The following is a 19,630-nucleotide window of genomic DNA, read 5'->3' on the forward strand; positions in this document are numbered from 1 at the left end:
TCGTCCCGGTACGGCGCGTCACGCGTCCGGGTGGCGCAGTGACGCCAGTTCCTCGCATACCGCGTCGAGTTGCTGCAGGAACTGTTCGCAGGCCTCGCGCTGGTCGGCCAGCGACGTGCTTTCCAGCGCATGGCTCAGGTCGCGCCCGGCCACTGCCAGTTCGGTATAGCCGAAGTAGCCCAGGGCACCGCTGATGCGATGGATGCGCTGCGCGGTGGCCGGGCGATCGTCGCGCGCCAACGCGTCCTGCACCGCATGCCGGTCCTGCGTGGTGGTCTCCAGGAACGTGTCGAGCAGCAGCGGCAGGTGTTCGCCGTGCCGCGCGCGCAGCGCGCCTGCCCGGTCTACCGGCGGCCCGGGTGTCGCGGGGGTCGCGGCCGGAAGCCAGCGCGACAAGGCCGCGGCCAGCTGTGCCAGGTCGACCGGCTTGTGCAGGTAGGCGTCCAGATCCGCCGAGGGCGTGTCCTCCAGCACGTTCGCGGTCATGGCGAGGATCGGCACGCGCATGTCGCCGGCTTGCCGCGCGCGGATCTCGCGCGCCAGCGCGTGGCCGTCCATGCCCGGCATGCTGATGTCGGTCAGCACGAGGGAAGGTGCCTGCAAGGCCAGCCTGGCCAACGCGGCGTGCCCATCGCCGACGATGACGTGCGGATAGCCCAGTTCTTCTAACTGCAGGCCGATGAGCATCTGGTTGGTCGGGTGGTCTTCGACTACCAGCAGGGGGGCGATGTCGTGGCGCGGGGCGGGCCGCGGCGTCGCCTCCGCCGGCGGTGGCCGCAGGATCGCCAGCAGGGCGCGGTGCAGGTGCGACGGCAGCAGCGGGTCGCTCTCCAGCTGCAGGAGCGGGCCGAGATCCTGATCGTGCGGGCGCAGCACGATGCTGCGCGCCGCCAGCTCGGGCGGCGGCGGGGTATCGCCGATCCAGGCATCGCACGCCGCCGCGGTGTCGGCCGGCACCAGGCCCCAGCCCCGCAGCAGGCCGGACACGGCCTCGCGTAGTGCCACCTCGCGGATGTCCACGCGCACGCGGTGGCCCGCCAGGTCGGAATCGCGCAAGGACGCCCGCCGCACCGGCAGCGTCAGGGCCAACGTGAGCCGGGTACCGATGCCCGGCGTGCTCTCCAACTGGAGCGTCCCGCCCATCAGCGCGGCGAGCTGGCGGCTGATCGACAGGCCCAGCCCGGTGCCGCCGTGGTACCGCGTGGTCGTCGCATCGGCCTGCACGAACGGTCGGAACAGCCTGGCCTGCTGTGTCGGATCGATGCCCACGCCGGTATCGCGCACTTCGATGCGAACGCGTTGCTGCGCGTCCTCGCGCGGGGGCAGGGCGTCTTCCACCTCGATCGACAGCGATACGCGGCCGCGCGCGGTGAACTTCACCGCGTTGCCGATCAGGTTGAGCAGGATCTGGCGCAGCCGGTACGGATCGCCCAGATGCCGCGCGGCCAGCAGGTTCGAGATCGACAGGTCCAGCGCCAGCCCCTTGCCGCGTGCCTGCGGTGCGGACACCTCCATCACGCTGCTGGCGATGCCGCGCAGGTCCACCTCGATCGCCTCCAACTGCATCTGGCCCGCCTCGGCCTTGGAGAAATCCAGCACGTCATCGAGGATCTGCCGCAGCGCGGCGGCCGATTCGGCGCTCGTGGCAAGCAATTGCCGCTGCGCCGGCGACAACGGCGTGCGGCCCAGCAGCTCCAGCAGCCCGGCCAGCCCCGCCATCGGCGTGCGGATTTCGTGGCTCATCACGGCCAGGAAGTGCGCCTTGGCGGCCGCCGCGTCCACGGCGGTGGCGCGTGCGCGCTCCAGCGCCTCGTTCTGCGCATGCAGGTCGGTGGAGTCGTCCCAGTAGCCGGACCAATGCACCGCGTCCGCATCCACGCGACGCGGTACGGCGGTGAGCGATATCCAGCGCGCCCCCTCCGCGCCGGTGGCGCGGAAATCGCAGGCGACCGGCCGCAGGCTGCGGGCCGAGGACTCGAAGGCTTCGTGCAACACAACCTGGTCCTCCGCGCGGATGCGCCCGAAGACCGTGCCGGCGTCGGCCATGATCTGCTCGGCGTCCAGCCCGAACAGGGGCCTGGGGTTGCCGGTGACGTACACGAAGCGATAGTCGCCCTCGCGCGAGCGGCGCAACTTGAACACGACCGCCGGCAGGTTGCGCGAGATTTCGCGCAACCGGTCGTCGGCTTCGCGCCGGCGCGCGATCTCCGCGCGCAGGCGCAGGTAGGCGGCCACGAGCAGGCCGATGATCAGCAAGGCCAGCGCGCTGCTCCACAGCACCACCGGCCGGGCCACACCGTAGTCGTAATCCACCTTGAGCCAGCGCTTGCGGATGTCTTGGCGGGCAGCCTCGCCCATGTCGGCGGCCACGCGGTCCAGCAGCGGTACCAGCGGCGCGTAGGGCGCTCGCACGGCCAGGCCCATGTGGTCGGAGAATCCCGCCGGCGCAGCGACGTGCAGGTCGCCGAAATCGTGGTCGCGCAGTTGGTTGTCGACCGCGGCGAGGTTGCCGACATACGCATCGGCCGCGCGGGTCACCACCTGGCGCAGGCCTTCGCGGTCGCTGGCCACCTCCACCGGGATCATGCCGGGCAGGCTGCGCGCCAACCGCGATGCCACGTCCGGATCGCTGACGGCGATGCGCTTGCCGGCAAGATCGTCCAGCCCGCCCACGGTGTCGCTGTGGCGGCGGGTGACGATCACGCAGGGAAAGCTGACCAACGGACGGGTCAGTCGCCATGCCGGTCCATAGCCGGCGTCGTCGCTGGCCGGCGCGATGTCCGCCTTGCCCGCCGCGATGAGCGCGCGCGCCTCGCGCCAGTTGCGCGCCGGTACGGCCTGCAGGCGCAAACCCAGGCGGCTCTGCATCTGCTGCAGGTAGTCGCCGAGGATGCCGGACATCGCGCCATCGCTGCCACGCACCGTCAGCGGCACCCAATCGGGATCGTAGGCCACCCGCAGCACCGGCAGCGTGGACAGCCATTGCCGTTCGCGCGTGGAAAGCAACGGCGGCTCGCTCGCCCAGGCCAGGCGGGTATCGAGCCAGCGCCGGTCGATGGCCGCGCGCTCGGCCGGCGAAACGGTCTGCAGCGCCTGGTCGATCGCCATGGCCAGCGGGCCGCGGTCGTTGGGGGTAGCGAAATGCAAGGTGACCGGCGGCAGCCGCGCCGGCCCCAGCACCGCCAACGCGGGATGCGGCATGCGCTGCAGGGCCAGCGCGACGACGTGCGGATTGCCGATGTAAGCATCCGCCCGGCCATCGGCCACGGCCTCCAGCGCGGCCTGCAGGTCGGGCACCGTCAGCACGCGTGCATCCGGGTAGGCCTCGGGCAGGGACTCGCCCAGCACGTAGCCCGCTTCGATGGCGATGCGCAGGTTCGGCGCGGGGGCGAGCAGGCGCGCCGCGTCCTCGCGCCGGCCGACGACGGCGGGCCGCACGCTGTGATAAGGCCGGGTATAGGAGAGGCATCGCGTGCGCGACGCGGTGATCGACACGCTCATCACCACATCCACTTCGCCCTTGCACGCCGCTGCCAGCAGATGCGGCCAATCGGCATACACCTGGGGCCGCAGCGAGACGCCCAGGTGCGTGGCGATCGCGCGCAGGTAATCGGGGGAAAGGCCCTGCAAGCGCTCGCCGGGGCGGGCTTCGTAGGGTGGCCAGCCGTCGGCGACGGTGCCCACCGTCAGCACCGGATGCTGCCGCAGCCAGGCCTGCGCGGCCTGGCCGGGGTCAGGGGCGGGTGCGGTGGCGGGAGAGGCTGCCGCGCGCGCGGCCAGGCAGGCGACCAACGCGAGCCACGCCGCCCACCGCCGGAACTGAGGCACAGCGCCCATGCCGGCTCACCCCAGCCAGCCCTGCGCCCGCACGTATTCGAACAACGCCGCATCGGTGGATACCCCGAGCTTGCGCATCGCGTCCTTCTTCTGCTTGCTCACCGTCTTGGTGCCGCTGCCCAGCCGGTCGGCCACTTCGCTGGGCGTGGCGCCCAACGCCAGCATGCGCACCACCTCGGTCTCGCGCGGCGACAGCCGCGGCGGCGGCGACGCATCGCCGCCGGGCGTATGCAGCAACGCCAGCTTGTGGCGGAACGTGGCGCTGATGAAGCGGCGGCGCCGCGACGCCGAGAGGATCGCCGTCGGCAGTTCGTCCATCGACGAGCTCTTATCCACCACGGCCAGCACGCCGTGCGCCAGCAGGATCTGGATCATGCCGGGGTTGCCCATCATGGTGAGCACCACGATCGGCAGCAGCGGATAGCGCCGGCGCACCTCGCCGATCAACGACAGGCCATCGGCCTCGCCGGTATCGGGCATCGAATAGTCGGTGACCAGCACATCGCAGGCGGTATCGGCCAGGCGCGCGTAGGTTTCCTGCACCGAATGCGCTTCGGCCGCCACGTGCAGCTGCGGCGCGTTCTTGAGGATCGCACGAACCCCGGCCAACACCACCGGGTGATCGTCCGCGACGACAACGTTGAGGGCCTGCGTTTCCATGGGGCACCTTGGTTCGACTCAGCCGGGCAAGACGGCGCGGTAGGGGGAGCGGCCAGCGCCTACTTGCGGCGAACCGCGTAAACACCGCGTGAGGGCAAGACCGATGGCGCGCAGTGTGGCGGAGCACGGCTGAAAACAGCGGTGCAGACATCTCCATGAATGCGATGGATCGCATGGGCACCCACATTTCATAGCGCTATGAGGCGAGCGAACTGCGTCACACCGAGCGTGGCAGGGCCGCAGCGCGATCGCGGTCACGGCGCGCGCACCTTCTTGGATTCGTCGCATGGAGCTGGGTGCGGCCACTTCGTTCAATAGCCCGACCATCGCGGGCCGACAGCGCGACTTGCGCCGCGGCATCTGAGCGATGCCTCCATTCAACGGTGTCATATGCAGAGTTTGATCAAGAAGTGCGTGGCGGAATCCCTCGGAACTTTCTGGCTGGTGCTGGGCGGTTGCGGCAGCGCGGTATTGGCCGCGCAGGCCGGCGGCGATTTCAACCCGCTGGGCCTGGGCTACCTGGGCGTATCGCTGGCCTTCGGCGTGGCGGTGGCGACGGCCGCTTTCGCGTTCGGCGCGGTGTCCGGCGGTCACTTCAATCCTGCCGTGAGCTTCGGTTTGTGGGTGGCGGGCCGCTTCCAGGGCCGTCACCTGCCGGCCTACGTGGTGGCCCAGGTCGCCGGTGGCCTGCTGGCCGGGGCGCTGATGTGGGTGCTGGTCACCTCCAATCCGGATTTCCTGCCGTTCGCCGGCGCGGGCACGTTCGCCACCAACGGCTTCGGCGCGTTCTCGCCGGGCGGTTATCCGATGGCAGCCGCGTTCCTCGCCGAGGCCGTGCTGACCGGCGTGTTCCTGTACGTGATCCTGGCGGTGACGCGTCCCGGCGCGGCAGCCGGCTGGGCACCGCTGGCCATCGGCGCGACGCTGGCCCTGATCCACATGATCGCCATTCCGCTCACCAACACCTCGGTGAACCCGGCGCGCTCGACCGCGGTGGCGGCGTTCGTGGGCGAGAGCGCTGGCTACATGCCGTTGCACCAGCTCTGGTTGTTCTGGCTGGCGCCTTGCCTGGGCGCGCTGGCCGGCGCGCTGGTGTACCGCTGCGTCAACGTCGAGCGGGCCGAAGCGTGAGCATGCGGCACGCTTTCCCGGCTTTCCGGTGCGGCGCATGAAAGCGCCGCGCTGGACCACCCTTCTCGTCGCGATGGTGCTGGGCATCGGCGGCATCGCGGCGAAGCTGGGCTACCTGACATGGCTGGCACCCGTTTCCTTCGGGCTGCTCGCCTGCGGTTTCCTCGTGCTCGTGCTGGGTGTGCTGATACCCCGGCTCTAGCCGCTTCTGCTGGATGCAGTCATGCGTATTCTCGTCATTGAATCCCGCCGGGATGTCGCGGTCCCACTCGTCAACCACCTCGAAGACCTGCGCCACTGCGTGGACTTCGCCGCCGACGAAACGCTGGCGGTCCATCTGATCAACAACAATCGGTTCGATGCCATCGTGCTGGCCGAGCGCCTGGCCGAGCGTTGCGGCTTTCAGGCGCTGCGCCACCTGCGAAGCCTGATGCGCAAGCCGCTGCCGGTACTGATGCTGGGTGCCCCGGGCGCCGCCGCGCCCGCGCTGGGCGATGGCCACGGCCCGGACGACTATCTCGCGCCGCCTTATTCGCTGGATGCGATCACCGGGCGCCTGGGCATCCTGCGCCGGCGCAAGGGCAAGAGCGGGGCGCGCCTGCAGGTCGGCGAACTGGTGTTCGACCTGGGCGTGCAGGACGTGCGCCGGCAGGGGCGCGTGCTGCGCGTGGACGCGGCGCTGCTGCCGATGCTGCAGGCGCTGATGGAAGCATCGCCCAAGCGCGTGTCGTTCCGGGAACTGGGCAGCTGCCTGCTCGACGAACCGGCACCGGTGGCCGACGCGCGCGTGCGCGTCCGCATGCGGGCCTTGCGCGAGGCGTTGGATCATCCATTTCCGTTGCCGATGATCCGCAATCGCCGCGATGGTTTCTGCATCCTGCCCCCGGATACGACGATGCCGGAGGACCGCACGCCGTCCACGCGTCGCCAGGCCACACGCCGCGCGGCTGTCGGGTTGCACGCGCCCTGAGGGCGCCGGCGTCACCCGAAGCCAGCGAAATTTCCAATGGAGCGGAACGTGGCGGGCAGGGAAGAATGGCGCCCGGCAAAGGCACGCGATCGGGCACGCACCGGAGTCCGACCACCGCGTCTGCTGCCCGGTGCCTGCCGGTTCACGTTCCGCCGGCAGGCGCCGTTTTTACTGTCGCCCGGCCAGGGGGCGTGGAACGGGAATTTCGGGGGCTCGCGCGGGGCGAGGGCGTCAACAGTTTCCGAAGGCCGGAAAAGCTCGGATTTGTTAGAATCCCGTTTTCCTTGATCGAATCACCACGGACATGATCGAACTCAATCCCGTCCGCCAGCGCATCGCCGACCTGAAGGGTCGGCTGGATGCGCTCAGGGGGTATCTTTGACTACGACAGCAAGGTCGAACGTCTCGAAGAAGTAAACCGGGAGCTGGAAAGCCCCGATGTCTGGAACAACGCCGAACGCGCTCAGGCGCTGGGCCGCGAGCGCAGCGCGCTCGAGAAGGTGGTCGTCGGCATCAGCACGCTGACCGAAGGCCTCACCGGGGGCGAAGAGCTGCTCGAACTGGCCGAGATGGAAGGCGATGAATCCACCGCCGAAGCCGTCGTGGCCGATGTGGAGCGCTATGCCCGCGAAGTGGAGAAGCTGGAATTCCAGCGCATGTTCTCCGGGCAGATGGACGGCGCCAGCGCCTTCGTCGACATCCAGGCCGGTGCCGGCGGCACCGAGGCCCAGGACTGGGCGGAAATCCTGCTGCGCATGTACCTGCGCTGGGCCGAATCGCGGGGCTGGAAGACCGAACTGTTGGAAGTGTCCGGCGGCGAAGTGGCGGGCATCAAGTCGGCGACCTTCCGCGTGGAAGGCGACTTCGCCTATGGCTGGCTGAAGACCGAAACCGGCGTGCACCGCCTGGTGCGCAAGTCGCCGTTCGATTCGGACAACCGCCGCCATACCAGCTTCACCTCCGTGTTCGTCTCGCCGGAAGTCGACGACAAGATCGACATCCAGATCAACCCGGCCGACCTGAAGACCGACGTCTACCGTTCCTCGGGCGCCGGCGGCCAGCACGTCAACAAGACCGAATCGGCGGTGCGCATCACCCACGTGCCGACCGGCATCGTGGTGGCCTGCCAGACCGAGCGCAGCCAGCACGCCAACCGCGACCGCGCCATGAAGATGCTCGCGGCCAAGCTGTACGAGCTGGAGATGATGAAGCGCAACGCGGAGAAGGACGCCGTGGAAGCGACCAAGTCGGACATCGGCTGGGGCAGCCAGATCCGCAACTACGTGCTGGACCAGAGCCGCATCAAGGACCTGCGTACCGGCATCGAGCGCAGCGATACCCAGAAGGTGCTCGACGGCGACCTGGACGAGTTCGTCGAGGCCAGCCTGAAGTCCGGCCTGGAAGTCGGCGCCAAACGCATCGACGCCTGACCCGCCGGGGCGCCGCTGGCGCCCCGTGTCCGCCGGTGGCCGTGGCGCCGCCGGCCCGTTACCCTCCCTCACGAACTGATTCCCAAGCCATCGCCATGACCGAGCAGACCCCCGCGCCGCAGACCCCCGCCGACGAGAACAGCCTCATCGCCGAGCGTCGCGGCAAACTCGGTGCGCTGCGCGAGAAGGGCATCGCCTACCCGAACGACTTCCGCCGCGAACACTACGCCGGCGACCTGCAGGCCGAGTTCGCCGATGCCGAGCGCTGGACGGCCGAGGCCCTGGAAGCCGAGCCGCGCACCGTGCGGCTGGCCGGCCGGCTGATGGCCAAGCGCGTGATGGGCAAGGCCAGCTTTGCCCAGATCCAGGACGAGTCCGAGCGCATCCAGCTCTTCCTGCAGGCCAACGCGCTGGGCGAGGCCTACGATGCGTTCAAGGGGTGGGACGTGGGCGACATTGTGGGCGTGGAAGGCCAGCTCACCCGCACCCGCACCGGCGAGCTCTCGGTGAAGGCCACCTCGCTGCGCCTGCTGACCAAGTCGCTGCGCCCGCTGCCGGACAAGTGGCATGGCCTGTCGGACGTGGAGCAGCGCTACCGCCAGCGCTACGTGGACCTGATCGTGACGCCCGAGGCGCGCGAGGTCTTCATCAAGCGCTCCAAGATCATCCGTGCGATTCGTTCGTGGCTGGACGCGCGGCGCTTCCTGGAAGTGGAGACGCCGATGATGCATTACATCCCCGGCGGCGCCACGGCCAAGCCGTTCACCACCCACCACAACGCGCTGGACCTGCAGCTGTACCTGCGCGTGGCGCCGGAGTTGTACCTCAAGCGGCTGGTGGTCGGCGGGCTGGAGCGCGTGTACGAGATCAACCGCAATTTCCGCAACGAGGGCGTGTCCACCCGGCACAACCCCGAGTTCACCATGCTCGAGCTCTACGAGGCGTATGCCACGTACCACGAGATCATGGACCTGACCGAGAACGTCATCCGCGATACCGCGCAGTCGGTGCTGGGCACCACGCAGGTGGAATGGGACGGCGCGCAGATCGACCTCGGCCCGAAGTTCCGCCGCTGGCGCATGGACGAGGCGGTGCGGCACCACAACCCGCAGATCAGCGTGGCCGACTGCACCGACCGCGACGCGCTGCGCGCCCACTGCGAGCGCCTGAAGATCAAGTTCAAGCCGTCCTACGGCTGGGGCAAGCTGTTGCTGGAGATCTTCGAGGCCACCGTCGAGCACACCCTGGTGCAGCCGACCTTCATCACCGACCATCCGGTCGAGGTCTCGCCGCTGGCCCGCGCCAGCGACACCGAGCCGGGTTACACGGACCGCTTCGAGCTGTTCGTCAACGGCAAGGAGCTGGCCAACGGCTTCTCCGAGCTCAACGACCCCGAGGACCAGGCCGCGCGCTTCCGCGCCCAGGTCGAGGCGAAGGAGGGGGGCGACGACGAGGCCATGCACTTCGACGCGGACTACATCCGTGCGCTGGAGTACGGCCTGGCGCCCACCGGCGGCCTGGGCATCGGCATCGACCGGCTGGTGATGCTGCTGACCGGCAGCACCTCGATCCGCGACGTGCTGCTGTTCCCCTACATGCGCCCGGAGCAGTAAGCCGAGCGACGCGCCCGGCGGGCGTCTTCACGCGCGCCGCCCCGTGAAGGGCCCCGGGCTGGTGCGCATGGCATGTTTCGTGCATATCCTTGGCGGACAGGGGAGGCGGTTCCCGCCTTTCCGGGGCGGTTCGCCGAGCGGGGCGGACCTGGCCGGGGGCAGCGCCGGAAAACCGGCGTTCCCGCGTTCCCATCAGCAGGAGGATCGCGCATGCAGGATGTCGCGGGTTACCAGCGTTCGGGCGTATCGTTGCCCGTCAGCCAGGTCGGCTGGACGGAACGGACGGATACGGGCTTGAACATCGTCATCGTGGATGACCAGACCTCGGCGCGGACCATGCTCAGGCATGTGATCGAAGACATCGCCCCGGAGCTGAAGGTCCACGATTTCGGCGACCCGCTCGCCGCGCTGGCGTGGTGCGAGGCCGGCCATGTGGACCTGTTGCTGCTCGACTACCGCATGCCCGGCATGGATGGGCTGGAATTCGCCCGCCGCCTGCGCCGGCTGCCGAGCCACCGCGACATTCCGATCATCCTGATCACGGTGGTCGGCGACGAGCCGATCCGCCAGGCCGCGCTGGAAGCGGGCGTCATTGATTTCCTGGTCAAGCCGATCCGCCCGCGCGAACTGCGCGCGCGCTGCAGCAACCTGCTCCAGCTGCGCCAGCAGAGCGAAAACGTGAAGCAGCGGGCGCTGTCGCTGGAGCAGCGGCTGCTGGCCACCATGCACGAGGTCGAGGAGCGCGAACGCGAAACGCTCTCCCGCTTGGCGCGCGCCATCGAGTACCGCGATGCCGGCACCAGCGCTTACCTCGAACGCATGTCGCACGTCGCCGGGCTGATCGCCGAGCAGCTCGGCCTGTCCGAGGACGAGGTGAAGATCATCGAGGCCGCCGCGCCGCTGCACGACATGGGCAAGATCGCCATTCCCGACTCCGTGCTGCTGAAGGAAGGCAAGCTCGACGAGGCGGAGCTGGCGATCATGCGCCGCCATCCGCGCATCGGCTACGAGCTGCTGAGCGGCAGCCAGAACCGCTTCATCCAGGTCGGCGCGTTGATCGCGCTGCGCCACCACGAGCGCTATGACGGCAGCGGCTATCCGGACGGCCTCGTCGGCGAGGCCATCCCGTTGGAGGCGCGCATCGTCGCGGTGGCCGACGTGTTCGACGCGCTGGTCTCCCCGCGCCCGTACAAGGAAGCCTGGACGATCGAGGCAACCCTGGCCTACCTGTATGCGCAACGCGGCCGGCTGTTCGACCCGCGCTGCGTGGACGCGCTGATCCGCGGCCGCGAGGCCCTGCAGCACATCTGCGACCGCTTCTCCACCGCGTCGGCCAGGCCGGGCCTGTGAAAAGCTGGCCGGCCGTCGCGTGGGTGAAGCAGCGCCTGGCCCGGCGGCCGGACAGCGAGCACGCGCAGAACCTGATCCGCATCGTCATCACCGCCCTGTTCATGGGCTACCTCGGCTGGCGCTGGGCCCACCACGACCACGGCGACACGCTTCCGCTGACCTGGCTGATCCTGCTGTTCGAGCTCACCGTCGCGGTCGGCCTGATGACGGCGATCCTGATCCGCCCGCAGGTATCGCACGTGCGCCGCTGCATCGGCATGTTCACCGACTACGTGTGCATGGGCGCGATCATGGCGATCCAGGGCGAGCCGGCCGCGCCGCTGTACGCCGTATGCATGTGGGTGACGATCGGCAACGGCATGCGCTACGGCAGCACCTACCTGCGCGTGGCCACCGCGATGGGCGGCCTGTGTTTCCTGTCGGCGATCATCTTCTCGCCGTACTGGCAGGGCAACGCATACCTCTCCTGGGGCCTGCTGCTCGGGCTGATCGCCATCCCGCTGTACTTCGATTCGCTGCTGCACGCGCTGACCCGCGCGGTCAGCGAGGCGCGCCACGCCAACGAGGCCAAGAGCCGCTTCCTGGCCAACATGAGCCACGAGTTCCGCACGCCGCTCAATGGCCTGTCGGGCATGACCGAGGTGCTGGCCACCACCCAGCTCGACAGCGAGCAGCGCGAGTGCCTGGGCACCATCCAGGCCTCGGCGCGCAGCCTGCTCTCGCTGGTGGAGGAAGTGCTGGACATCTCGGCCATCGAGGCCGGCAAGGTGCGCATCGACCGCGAGGACTTCTCGCTGCGCGAACTGGTCTCGGCGATCGGCCTGATCCTGCTGCCGCAGGCACGCGGCAAGGGGCTGGATTACCGCGTGGACATCGCCGCCGATGTCCCGGACTGGGTGAGTGCCGATCCGGGCCACCTGCGCCAGGTGCTGCTCAACCTGGCCGGCAACGCGGTGAAGTTCACCGACGAAGGCTTCGTGCTGCTGCGCGTGCGCAACCTCGGCGAGTCCGGCGTGGTGCGCGGGCGCACGCGCCTGCGTTTCGAGATCGTCGATACCGGCATCGGCGTGCCGGCCGCGATGCGCGACCGCCTGTTCGATGCGTTCGAGCAGGCCGATGTGGGCCTGGCGCGCCGCTATGAAGGCACCGGCCTGGGCACGACGATCGCCAAGGGCCTGGTCGAAGCGATGGGCGGTGAGATCGGCCACCAGGACCACGCCCCGCGCGGCAGCCTGTTCTGGTTCGAAGTGCCGATCGATGCCGCCGCGCCGGCCGCCGACACCACGGCCGAGGCGGCCCGCGAGGCGGGCGAGGGCGCCGAGGCAGAGGGCGATTCCAACGTCATCGCCTTCACCAACCCGTTCCTGCGCCACCGCGCGCGCGTGCGCAGCATGCGCATCCTGGTCGCCGACGACCACGAAGCCAACCGCATGGTGCTGCAGCGCCTGCTGGAAAAGGCCGGCCATCGGGTGGTGTGCGTCAACGGCGCCGAGCAGGTGCTCGACCTGCTCTCGGACGCGGATTTCGACGCGGTCATCGTCGACCTGCACATGCCGGGCATGAGCGGCCTGGACATGCTCAAGCAACTGCGCGTGATGCAGGCCAGCGGCCTGCCGTACACCCCGGTGATGGTGCTCAGCGCCGATGTCACCCCCGATTCCATCCGCCGCTGCCAGCAAGCCGGCGCTTACGCGTTCCTGGCCAAGCCGGTGATGGCGGTGAAGCTGCTCGATACCCTGGCCGAAATCGCCGCCAACGGCCGCATGGCACCGGCCGGCGGCAACGTGCTGGTCCACGATGCGGCGCAGTCCAGCGATACGGTGCTCGACCCGGGCGTGCTCGACGAACTCGCCGCGCTGGGCATGGGCGATGGCTTCGAGAAGCAGTTTGTCGCCCAGTGCCTGAGCGATGCGCAAGATTGCATGAGCGCGATCAACGAGGCCGGCGAAGCGGGCCAGTGGGAACGCCTGCGCGAACACGCGCACGCCCTGCGTGGCGTGGCCAGCAACCTGGGCCTGGTGGCCGTGGCCACCGGCGGTGGCGAACTCATGCGCATGCCCGACTGGCAGGTGCAAGGCGAATGGCGCCAGCGCACCGCGCGCCTGCGCGAGCAGATCGGGCAAGGGCGGGCCGCGCTCGACGCGCGGACCCAGGCGAACCGGGTCCGCGGCGAGGAGCGCTCACCTCGTCCTTGAGCGGGTGGCTCAGGCCAGCGCTGGCTCGGCGCGGCGGCTCTGGGCACGGACCAGGCGGTCCATCGTGCGCAGGGACTTCTCGCCGAGCGTCATCGCCGTATCCACCCAGATCTCGGTGATGCGCATCATCTCCTCCAGCGGCACCGAGGTCGCCAGCTCGCGGACCTTGTGCATGGCCGCGCGCGCATGCGGGATGCGCTTGCTGTCGCGGATGACCTGCTCCACGGCCGCCACGCCTTCGCCGGTCGGCACGACCACATCGACCAGGCCCATCTCCTGCAGCTCGCGGGCGCTGTAGAGGTTGCCTTCCAGCATCAGCTTCTCGGCCAGGCGCGGGGCGATGCGCTGGCACATGAAGGAATAGGCGCCCATGCCGGGGAACAGGTCGAACAGCACCTCCGGCAGGCCCATCATCACGTGCTCCTCGGCCACGATGGTGTGGCAGCTCAGCGCCGCCTCGAAGCCGCCGCCGAGCGCGTTGCCCTGCACGAGGGCGATGCTGTGCGCCTGCACGCCGAGCCCGTCGTGGAAGGCATGCACGCCGGTGACGCAGCGGCGCGCGTAGTCGAGCAGGGTGGCACGGTCCTGCTCGCGGATGAGCCGGCAGAACAGTTCCAGGTCGCCGCCCAGGTTGAAGACGTCGCTGTCCGAGGCCAGCACCACGTGCGGGGTCAGGGCACCCTTGAGCGTGAGGCGGCGGCCCAGCTGGCGCTGGTAGTCGACGATCTCGTCGACCAGGCGGGTGGAGAAGCAGGCGCGGCCCGGCTGGGTGACCAGGTTGGCGTGCATGTTGATCCAGTACACGTCGCGTTCGGTCTCTTCGACGACGCGCAGGGTGCGGGTGGAAACGTGCTGGGGAAACGGGTGGACGACAGACATGTGGATTCTCCGTGAAGACCGTCCGGTCGGCCGCCTTGCGGACGGAGAAGTGAGGGGGATATTGGGAGGGGAGCTTGCGCCGACGCCCGATTCTATGCGCCCAAAGTGAAACGCCCGCAAGCTGGGGGCTTGCGGGCGCTTGACGTGCGGCGGGGACGGGCGGGCAATCCCGCGTGGCTCACGCCGCAGGCGTTGCGTCGCGCAGTTCGCGGCGCAGGATCTTGCCGACGTTGGTCTTGGGCAGTTCCTTGCGGAACTCGACGATGCGCGGGTGCTTGTAGCCGGTGAGGTTGGCGCGCGCGTGCTCCTTGACCTGCTCGGCGGTCAGGTTCGGGTCCTTCTTGACGATCACCACCTTCACCACCTCGCCGGAGCGCTCGTCCGGCACGCCGACCGCCGCCACTTCGGCCACGCCCGGCATCATCGCGATCACGTCCTCGATCTCGTTCGGGTACACGTTGAAGCCGGACACCAGGATCATGTCCTTCTTGCGGTCGACGATGTAGAAGAAACCCTGCTCATCCATGCGCGCGATGTCGCCGGTGTGCATCCAGCCTTCGGCGTCGATCGCCTTGGCGGTCTCGTCCGGGCGCTGCCAATAGCCCTTCATCACCTGCGGCCCCTTGATGCACAGCTCGCCGATCTCGCCTTGCGGCAGGCTGTTGCCGGCATCGTCCTTCACGCAGGCATCGGTGGAGGGAATCGGCAGGCCGATGGCGCCGTTGTACTCGGCCAGGTCCAGCGGGTTGATGCAGGCCGCCGGCGAGGTCTCGGTCAGGCCGTAGGCCTCCACCAGGGTCACGCCGGTGACCTTCTTCCAGCGCTCGGCCACCGAGCGCTGCACGGCCATGCCGCCGCCGAGGGTCATCTTCAGCGTGGAGAAATCGATCTGGTCGAAGCCGGGCGTGTTGAGCAGCCCGTTGAACAGCGTGTTGACGCCGGTGATGGCGGTGAAACGCGTGCCCTTGAGCTCCTTGACGAAGCCGGGCATGTCGCGCGGATTGCTGATCAAGTGGTTGCAGCCGCCCAGCTTCATGAAGACCAGGCCGTTCGCCGTCAACGCGAAGATGTGGTACAGCGGCAGCGCGGTGATCACCACCTCGTGGCCTTCCTCCAGCTTGCCGGTGGCCGCGATCCACGCATGCGCCTGCTGCATGTTCGCCACCAGGTTGCGATGGGTGAGCATCGCGCCCTTGGCCACGCCGGTGGTGCCGCCGGTGTACTGCAGGAAAGCGATGTCGTCGCCCTCGATGTCCAGCGCCGGCACCTCGTGGCGGCGGCCGAGCTTGAGCGTCTCGCGGAAGCGGATCGCGCCGTGCACCCGGTACTCGGGCACCAGCTTCTTGATGTACTTGACGACGAAATTGACGATCGGTCCCTTCGGGAAGCCGAGCATGTCGCCCAGGCCGGTGGTGATGACCTGGCGTACCGGCGTCTGCGCGATGACCTGCTCGACGGTGTTGCCGAAGTTGTCGATGGCCACCAGCACGCTGGCGCCGGCATCCACGAGCTGGTGCTTCAGCTCGCGGGCGGTATACAGCGGGTTGACGTTCACCACCGTCAGCCCGGCGCGCAGGATGCCGAAGGTGGCGATGGGATACTGCAGGCAGTTGGGCATCATCAGGGCGACGCGGTCGCCCTTCTTCAGCTGCAGCTCGCCGAGCAGGTAGCCGGCGAAATCGCGCGAGAGCGCGTCGACCTGCGCGTAGGTCAGCGTCTTGCCGAAGCTGGAGTAGGCGGGGCGGTCACCGAACTTCTTGACCGAGGTCTGGAACACGTCGGCAATGGTGTGGAACTCGTCCGCGTCGATCTCGGCCGGAACGCCGTGCGGATAACTTTGCAACCAAGGACGCGCCTGACTCATTCTTCCCCCCTCCAGGGTATTGGGTGATCGACCGCGGGGTGCAGCGCACCCGGGTCGCATGTGAGGATACCGTCCCGAATGGAAAAGGCGAAGAGCAGGTGAAGACGGCGTCCCGGATCGGCTGGTCGTGGCTTGCGTGGCTGATGGCGCTGGCGGTGCTCGCCGGTTGCCGGCACGAGCCGCCGGAGCAGCGGCTGCGCGGGGAGATTGCGCGGATGCAGGCGGCCCTGGAGGCGCGGCAGCCGGACGCGGTGATGGAAGGCGTCGCCGACGACTTCCGCGGCGAGGGCGGTTGGGATCGCGACATGCTGCGTCGCACCATGCAATTGCAGCTGCTGGCGCGCGGGCAGGTCGGGGTCACGCTGGGCCGGCTCCGGGTGGACATGGCACCGGGGCACGCCACGGTGCGCTTCGATGCGCTGCTCACCGGCGGCGACGGGCGCTGGCTGCCCGACGAGGCACGTGCCTACGAGGTCGAAACCGGCTGGCGCGAAGAAGGCGGCGATTGGCGCCTGGTCAGCGCCGAATGGACGCCGGTGGGCGAGGGCTGAACGTCGCCCTCCCGCCACGCGGGAGGGAGGGCGCGCGGTGCGATCAGGCCGCCTTGCGCGAGGCCAGCTGGCGCAACACGTACTGCAGCAGGCCGCCGTGCTTGAAGTACTCCACTTCCTTGGGCGTGAGCAGCATCACTGCGACCTCGAACTGCTTGACGCTGCCATCGGCCTTGCGCGCGGCGACGGTGGCGCGCTTGCTCGCCCCGTCCTCCAGCCCGGTGACGTCGAACACTTCCGAACCGTCCAGGCCCAGCGTCTGCGCGTTCTCGCCGCCGAGGAACTGCAGCGGCAGCACGCCCATGCCCACCAGGTTGGAGCGGTGGATGCGCTCGAAGCTCTCGGCGATCACCGCCTTCACCCCGAGCAGGTTGGTGCCCTTGGCCGCCCAGTCGCGCGAGGAGCCGGTGCCGTATTCCTTGCCCGCCACCACCACCAGCGGCACGCCGTCGGCCTTGTACTTCACGGCCGCGTCGTAGATGGCCAGCTTCTCCGGGCTGCCGCCGCCCGGCGGGTAGTACAGCGTGTTGCCGCCTTCCTCGCCGCCGAACATCAGGTTCTTGATGCGGATATTGGCGAAGGTGCCGCGCACCATCACATCGTCGTTGCCGCGGCGGCTGCCGTAGCTGTTGAAGTCCGCCGGCTGCACGCCGCGCGACTGCAGGAAGCGTCCGGCCGGCGAGTCCTTCTTGATGTTGCCGGCCGGGGAAATGTGGTCGGTGGTGATCGAGTCGCCGAACAGACCCAGCACGCGCGCGCCATGCACGTCCTCGATGCGCCCGGTCTGCATCGTCATGCCCTCGAAATAGGGCGGGTTCTTGATGTAGGTCGAGCCGGCATCCCATTCGTACAGGTCGCCATCGGGCGAGGCGATGGTGTTCCAGCGGGTGTCGCCCTTGAACACGTCGGCGTAGTTCTGCTTGAACATCTCCGGCCCCAGGGTGGCGGCGATGACATCGCCGATTTCCTTGTTGCTGGGCCAGATGTCGCGCAGGTACACCGGCTGGCCGTCGCTGCCGGTGCCCAGCGGCTCGGTGGTCAGGTCGATGTCGGTGGTGCCGGCGATGGCGTAGGCCACCACCAGCGGGGGCGAGGCCAGGTAGTTCATCTTGACCTCGGGGTGCACGCGGCCCTCGAAGTTGCGGTTGCCCGACAGCACCGAGGTCACCACCAGGTCGCCGGCGGCGATGCCCGCGCTGACTTCGGTGGGCAGCGGGCCGGAGTTGCCGATGCACGTGGTGCAGCCGTAGCCGACGACGTAGAAGCCCAGCTTCTCCAGTTCCTTGAGCACGCCGGCCTTTTCGAGATAGTCGGTGACCACGCGCGAGCCCGGGCCGAGCGAGGTCTTCACCCACGGCTTGCGATCCAGGCCCTTGGCGGCGGCGTTGCGCGCGACCAGGCCGGCGCCGATCATCACCGCCGGGTTGGAGGTGTTGGTGCAGGAGGTGATGGCGGCGATGACCACCGCGCCGTCCTTCAGGCGCACCTTGGCGTGGTCGATCTCGATATCGGCGTAGCCCTTGGCGAGTTGCTCGTTGCCGACCGCCGCGCCGCCGCCCTCGTTGACGAAGTTGGCCACGTCGGTGCTGCGCTTGTCGCGGCCGGCGGTGAGGCCGACCAGGCTCTCGCGGTAGTTCTTCTGCACGTCTTCCAGCAGCACGCGGTCCTGCGGGCGCTTGGGGCCGGCGAGCGAGGGCTTCACTTCGCCCATGTCCAGTTCCAGCGTGGCGCTGTAGGTGGCGTGCGCGCTGCCGGGTTCGTGCCACAGGCCCTGGGCCTTGGCGTAGGCCTCGACCAGGGCGATCTGTTCCTCGCTGCGGCCGGACAGGCGCAGGTAGTTCAGCGATTCGGCATCGATGGGGAAGATGCCGCAGGTGGCGCCGTATTCGGGCGCCATGTTGCCGATGGTGGCGCGGTCGGCCAGCGGCAGGTGCTGCAGGCCATCGCCGTAGAACTCGACGAACTTGCCGACCACGCCGAGCTTGCGCAGCATCTGGGTGACGGTGAGCACCAGGTCGGTGGCGGTGGCGCCCTCGGGCAGCTTGCCGGTGAGCTTGAAGCCGACGACCTGCGGGATGAGCATCGAGGAGGGCTGGCCGAGCATGGCCGCCTCGGCCTCGATGCCGCCCACGCCCCAGCCGAGCACGCCGATGCCGTTGATCATGGTGGTGTGGCTATCGGTGCCGAACACGGTGTCCGGGTAGGCGACGGCCTTGCCGTCCTTCTCGCCGGTCATGACGACGCGGGCGAGATTCTCCAGGTTCACCTGGTGGACGATGCCGGTATTGGGCGGGACGACCTTGAAATCGTTGAAGGCCTTCTGGCCCCAGCGCAGGAAGCCGTAGCGTTCCTTGTTGCGCTGGAATTCGATCTGCCCGTTGAGGTCCAGCGCATCGGGCCGGCCGAACACGTCGACCTGGACGGAGTGGTCGATGACCAGTTCGGAGGGAATTTGCGGGTTGATCTGTTCGGGCCGGCCGCCGAGCTTGACGACGGCATCGCGCATGGCGGCCAGGTCGACGACGCAGGGCACGCCGGTGAAGTCCTGCAGCACCACGCGCGCGGGCATGAAGGCGATTTCGGTATCCGGTTCGGCCTTCGGGTCCCACTTGGCGACCGCCTCGATGTGTTCCTTGCCGACGGTGACGCCGCCGTCCTCGTGCCGGAGCAGGTTCTCCAGCAGGATCTTCATCGAGTAGGGGAGGTGGGCGAGGTCGAAATGCTTGCCCAGCGCGGGGAGGCTGAAATAGTCGTATTGCTGGCCGTTGACCTCGAGCGAGGCGCGGGTGGAGAAGGAATCTGGCATGCGGGGTTCTCCTCTGAAACTCCATGCGGGCGGCCGAGCGGTGGTTCGGCGGCTGGCGGCGGCGCGGGTCACGGCGCCTGGGTTGTGCGCTCTACAGCTTACTCAGGAATGTGTAGGGGGAGTGTCATCTTGGTGCTGGGTTGGGGTGGGATGGTAGGTTTCGGTTTTCGAGGGGGTGGGGTGTTGGGGGCGGCCGGAGGCCGCTTTTTTTGGGGTCTTGGGGTGGTGTTGGGGTTGTTGGCCTTCGATGTTGATCGGCTGTTCTGGGATCGTGCACGGCCTGCGGGGGCTGGGCCCTTTCGGGACACGCCGTGAACCCATCCATGGGGGCTCGTAGGCGACAT

At 68.8% G+C, this 19,630-nt stretch carries 13 protein-coding genes; 8 read left to right on the forward strand and 5 right to left on the reverse strand.

What is annotated here, in order from left to right:
* Positions 1-18 precede the first annotated feature (18 nt).
* Both P6166_RS16375 and P6166_RS16380 read right to left on the reverse strand, forming a co-directional pair.
* On the reverse strand, positions 19-3,837 hold the full coding sequence (locus P6166_RS16375) for a transporter substrate-binding domain-containing protein (RefSeq protein WP_277765503.1): 3,819 nt from the start codon (positions 3,835-3,837) through the stop codon (positions 19-21).
* A 6-nt stretch (positions 3,838-3,843) separates the two neighbouring features.
* Entirely contained in the window at positions 3,844-4,497 is a 654-nt protein-coding gene (locus P6166_RS16380) for a response regulator transcription factor (RefSeq protein WP_277765504.1), read from the reverse strand.
* 390 nt (positions 4,498-4,887) lie between these two features.
* Here P6166_RS16380 and aqpZ point away from each other — a divergent pair, with 390 nt between their 5' ends.
* The 7 genes from aqpZ to P6166_RS16415 all read left to right on the forward strand — a co-directional run bounded on the left by aqpZ (position 4,888) and on the right by P6166_RS16415 (position 13,186).
* A complete protein-coding gene (gene aqpZ, locus P6166_RS16385; RefSeq protein ID WP_277765505.1) occupies positions 4,888-5,628 on the forward strand; it encodes an aquaporin Z in 741 nt (246 codons plus the stop codon).
* 37 nt (positions 5,629-5,665) lie between these two features.
* Positions 5,666-5,830, forward strand: a complete 165-nt coding sequence (locus P6166_RS16390) for a hypothetical protein (protein WP_277765506.1) — start codon at positions 5,666-5,668, stop codon at positions 5,828-5,830.
* Between the two features lie 21 nt (positions 5,831-5,851).
* Positions 5,852-6,598: a DNA-binding response regulator gene (locus tag P6166_RS16395; protein WP_277765507.1), complete on the forward strand. Its 747-nt coding sequence runs from the start codon at positions 5,852-5,854 to the stop codon at positions 6,596-6,598.
* Positions 6,599-6,902: 304 nt separating this feature from the next.
* Positions 6,903-8,028 (forward strand): peptide chain release factor 2 gene (gene prfB, locus P6166_RS16400; RefSeq protein WP_277765508.1). Its coding sequence is split into 2 segments (ribosomal slippage): positions 6,903-6,977 and positions 6,979-8,028, totalling 1,125 coding nucleotides; the frame shifts between segments, so codons are not numbered across the junction.
* A gap of 95 nt (positions 8,029-8,123) precedes the next feature.
* Positions 8,124-9,641 carry a lysine--tRNA ligase gene (gene lysS, locus P6166_RS16405; RefSeq protein ID WP_277765509.1) on the forward strand — a complete coding sequence of 506 codons (1,518 nt, stop codon included), beginning with the start codon at positions 8,124-8,126 and terminating at the stop codon, positions 9,639-9,641.
* A 210-nt stretch (positions 9,642-9,851) separates the two neighbouring features.
* Positions 9,852-10,991, forward strand: coding sequence for a two-component system response regulator (locus tag P6166_RS16410; RefSeq protein ID WP_277765510.1), 1,140 nt, complete (start codon positions 9,852-9,854; stop codon positions 10,989-10,991).
* Positions 10,988-13,186: a response regulator gene (locus P6166_RS16415; RefSeq protein WP_277765511.1), complete on the forward strand. Its 2,199-nt coding sequence runs from the start codon at positions 10,988-10,990 to the stop codon at positions 13,184-13,186. The genes P6166_RS16410 and P6166_RS16415 overlap by 4 nt, the downstream gene beginning before the upstream one ends.
* Before the next feature lie 9 nt (positions 13,187-13,195).
* On the opposite strand, the gene P6166_RS16420 is transcribed toward P6166_RS16415, so the two are convergent.
* Both P6166_RS16420 and P6166_RS16425 read right to left on the reverse strand, forming a co-directional pair.
* The gene (locus tag P6166_RS16420) at positions 13,196-14,065 is read right to left on the reverse strand and encodes a crotonase/enoyl-CoA hydratase family protein (RefSeq protein WP_277765512.1); all 870 of its coding nucleotides are present in this window, start codon (positions 14,063-14,065) and stop codon (positions 13,196-13,198) included.
* A gap of 178 nt (positions 14,066-14,243) precedes the next feature.
* Positions 14,244-15,929: a long-chain fatty acid--CoA ligase gene (locus tag P6166_RS16425; RefSeq protein ID WP_277765513.1), complete on the reverse strand. Its 1,686-nt coding sequence runs from the start codon at positions 15,927-15,929 to the stop codon at positions 14,244-14,246.
* Positions 15,930-16,027: 98 nt separating this feature from the next.
* On the opposite strand from P6166_RS16425, the gene P6166_RS16430 reads away from it, so the two are divergent.
* The gene (locus P6166_RS16430; RefSeq protein WP_277765514.1) at positions 16,028-16,480 is read left to right on the forward strand and encodes a nuclear transport factor 2 family protein; all 453 of its coding nucleotides are present in this window, start codon (positions 16,028-16,030) and stop codon (positions 16,478-16,480) included.
* A 43-nt stretch (positions 16,481-16,523) separates the two neighbouring features.
* Here the strand turns inward: P6166_RS16430 and acnA are convergent, their stop codons facing one another.
* A complete protein-coding gene (acnA, locus tag P6166_RS16435; protein ID WP_277765515.1) occupies positions 16,524-19,286 on the reverse strand; it encodes an aconitate hydratase AcnA in 2,763 nt (920 codons plus the stop codon).
* Between the last annotated feature and the right edge of the window lie 344 nt (positions 19,287-19,630).

This window comes from Stenotrophomonas sp. HITSZ_GD, assembly GCF_029543105.1.
GTDB lineage: Bacteria > Pseudomonadota > Gammaproteobacteria > Xanthomonadales > Xanthomonadaceae > Stenotrophomonas_A.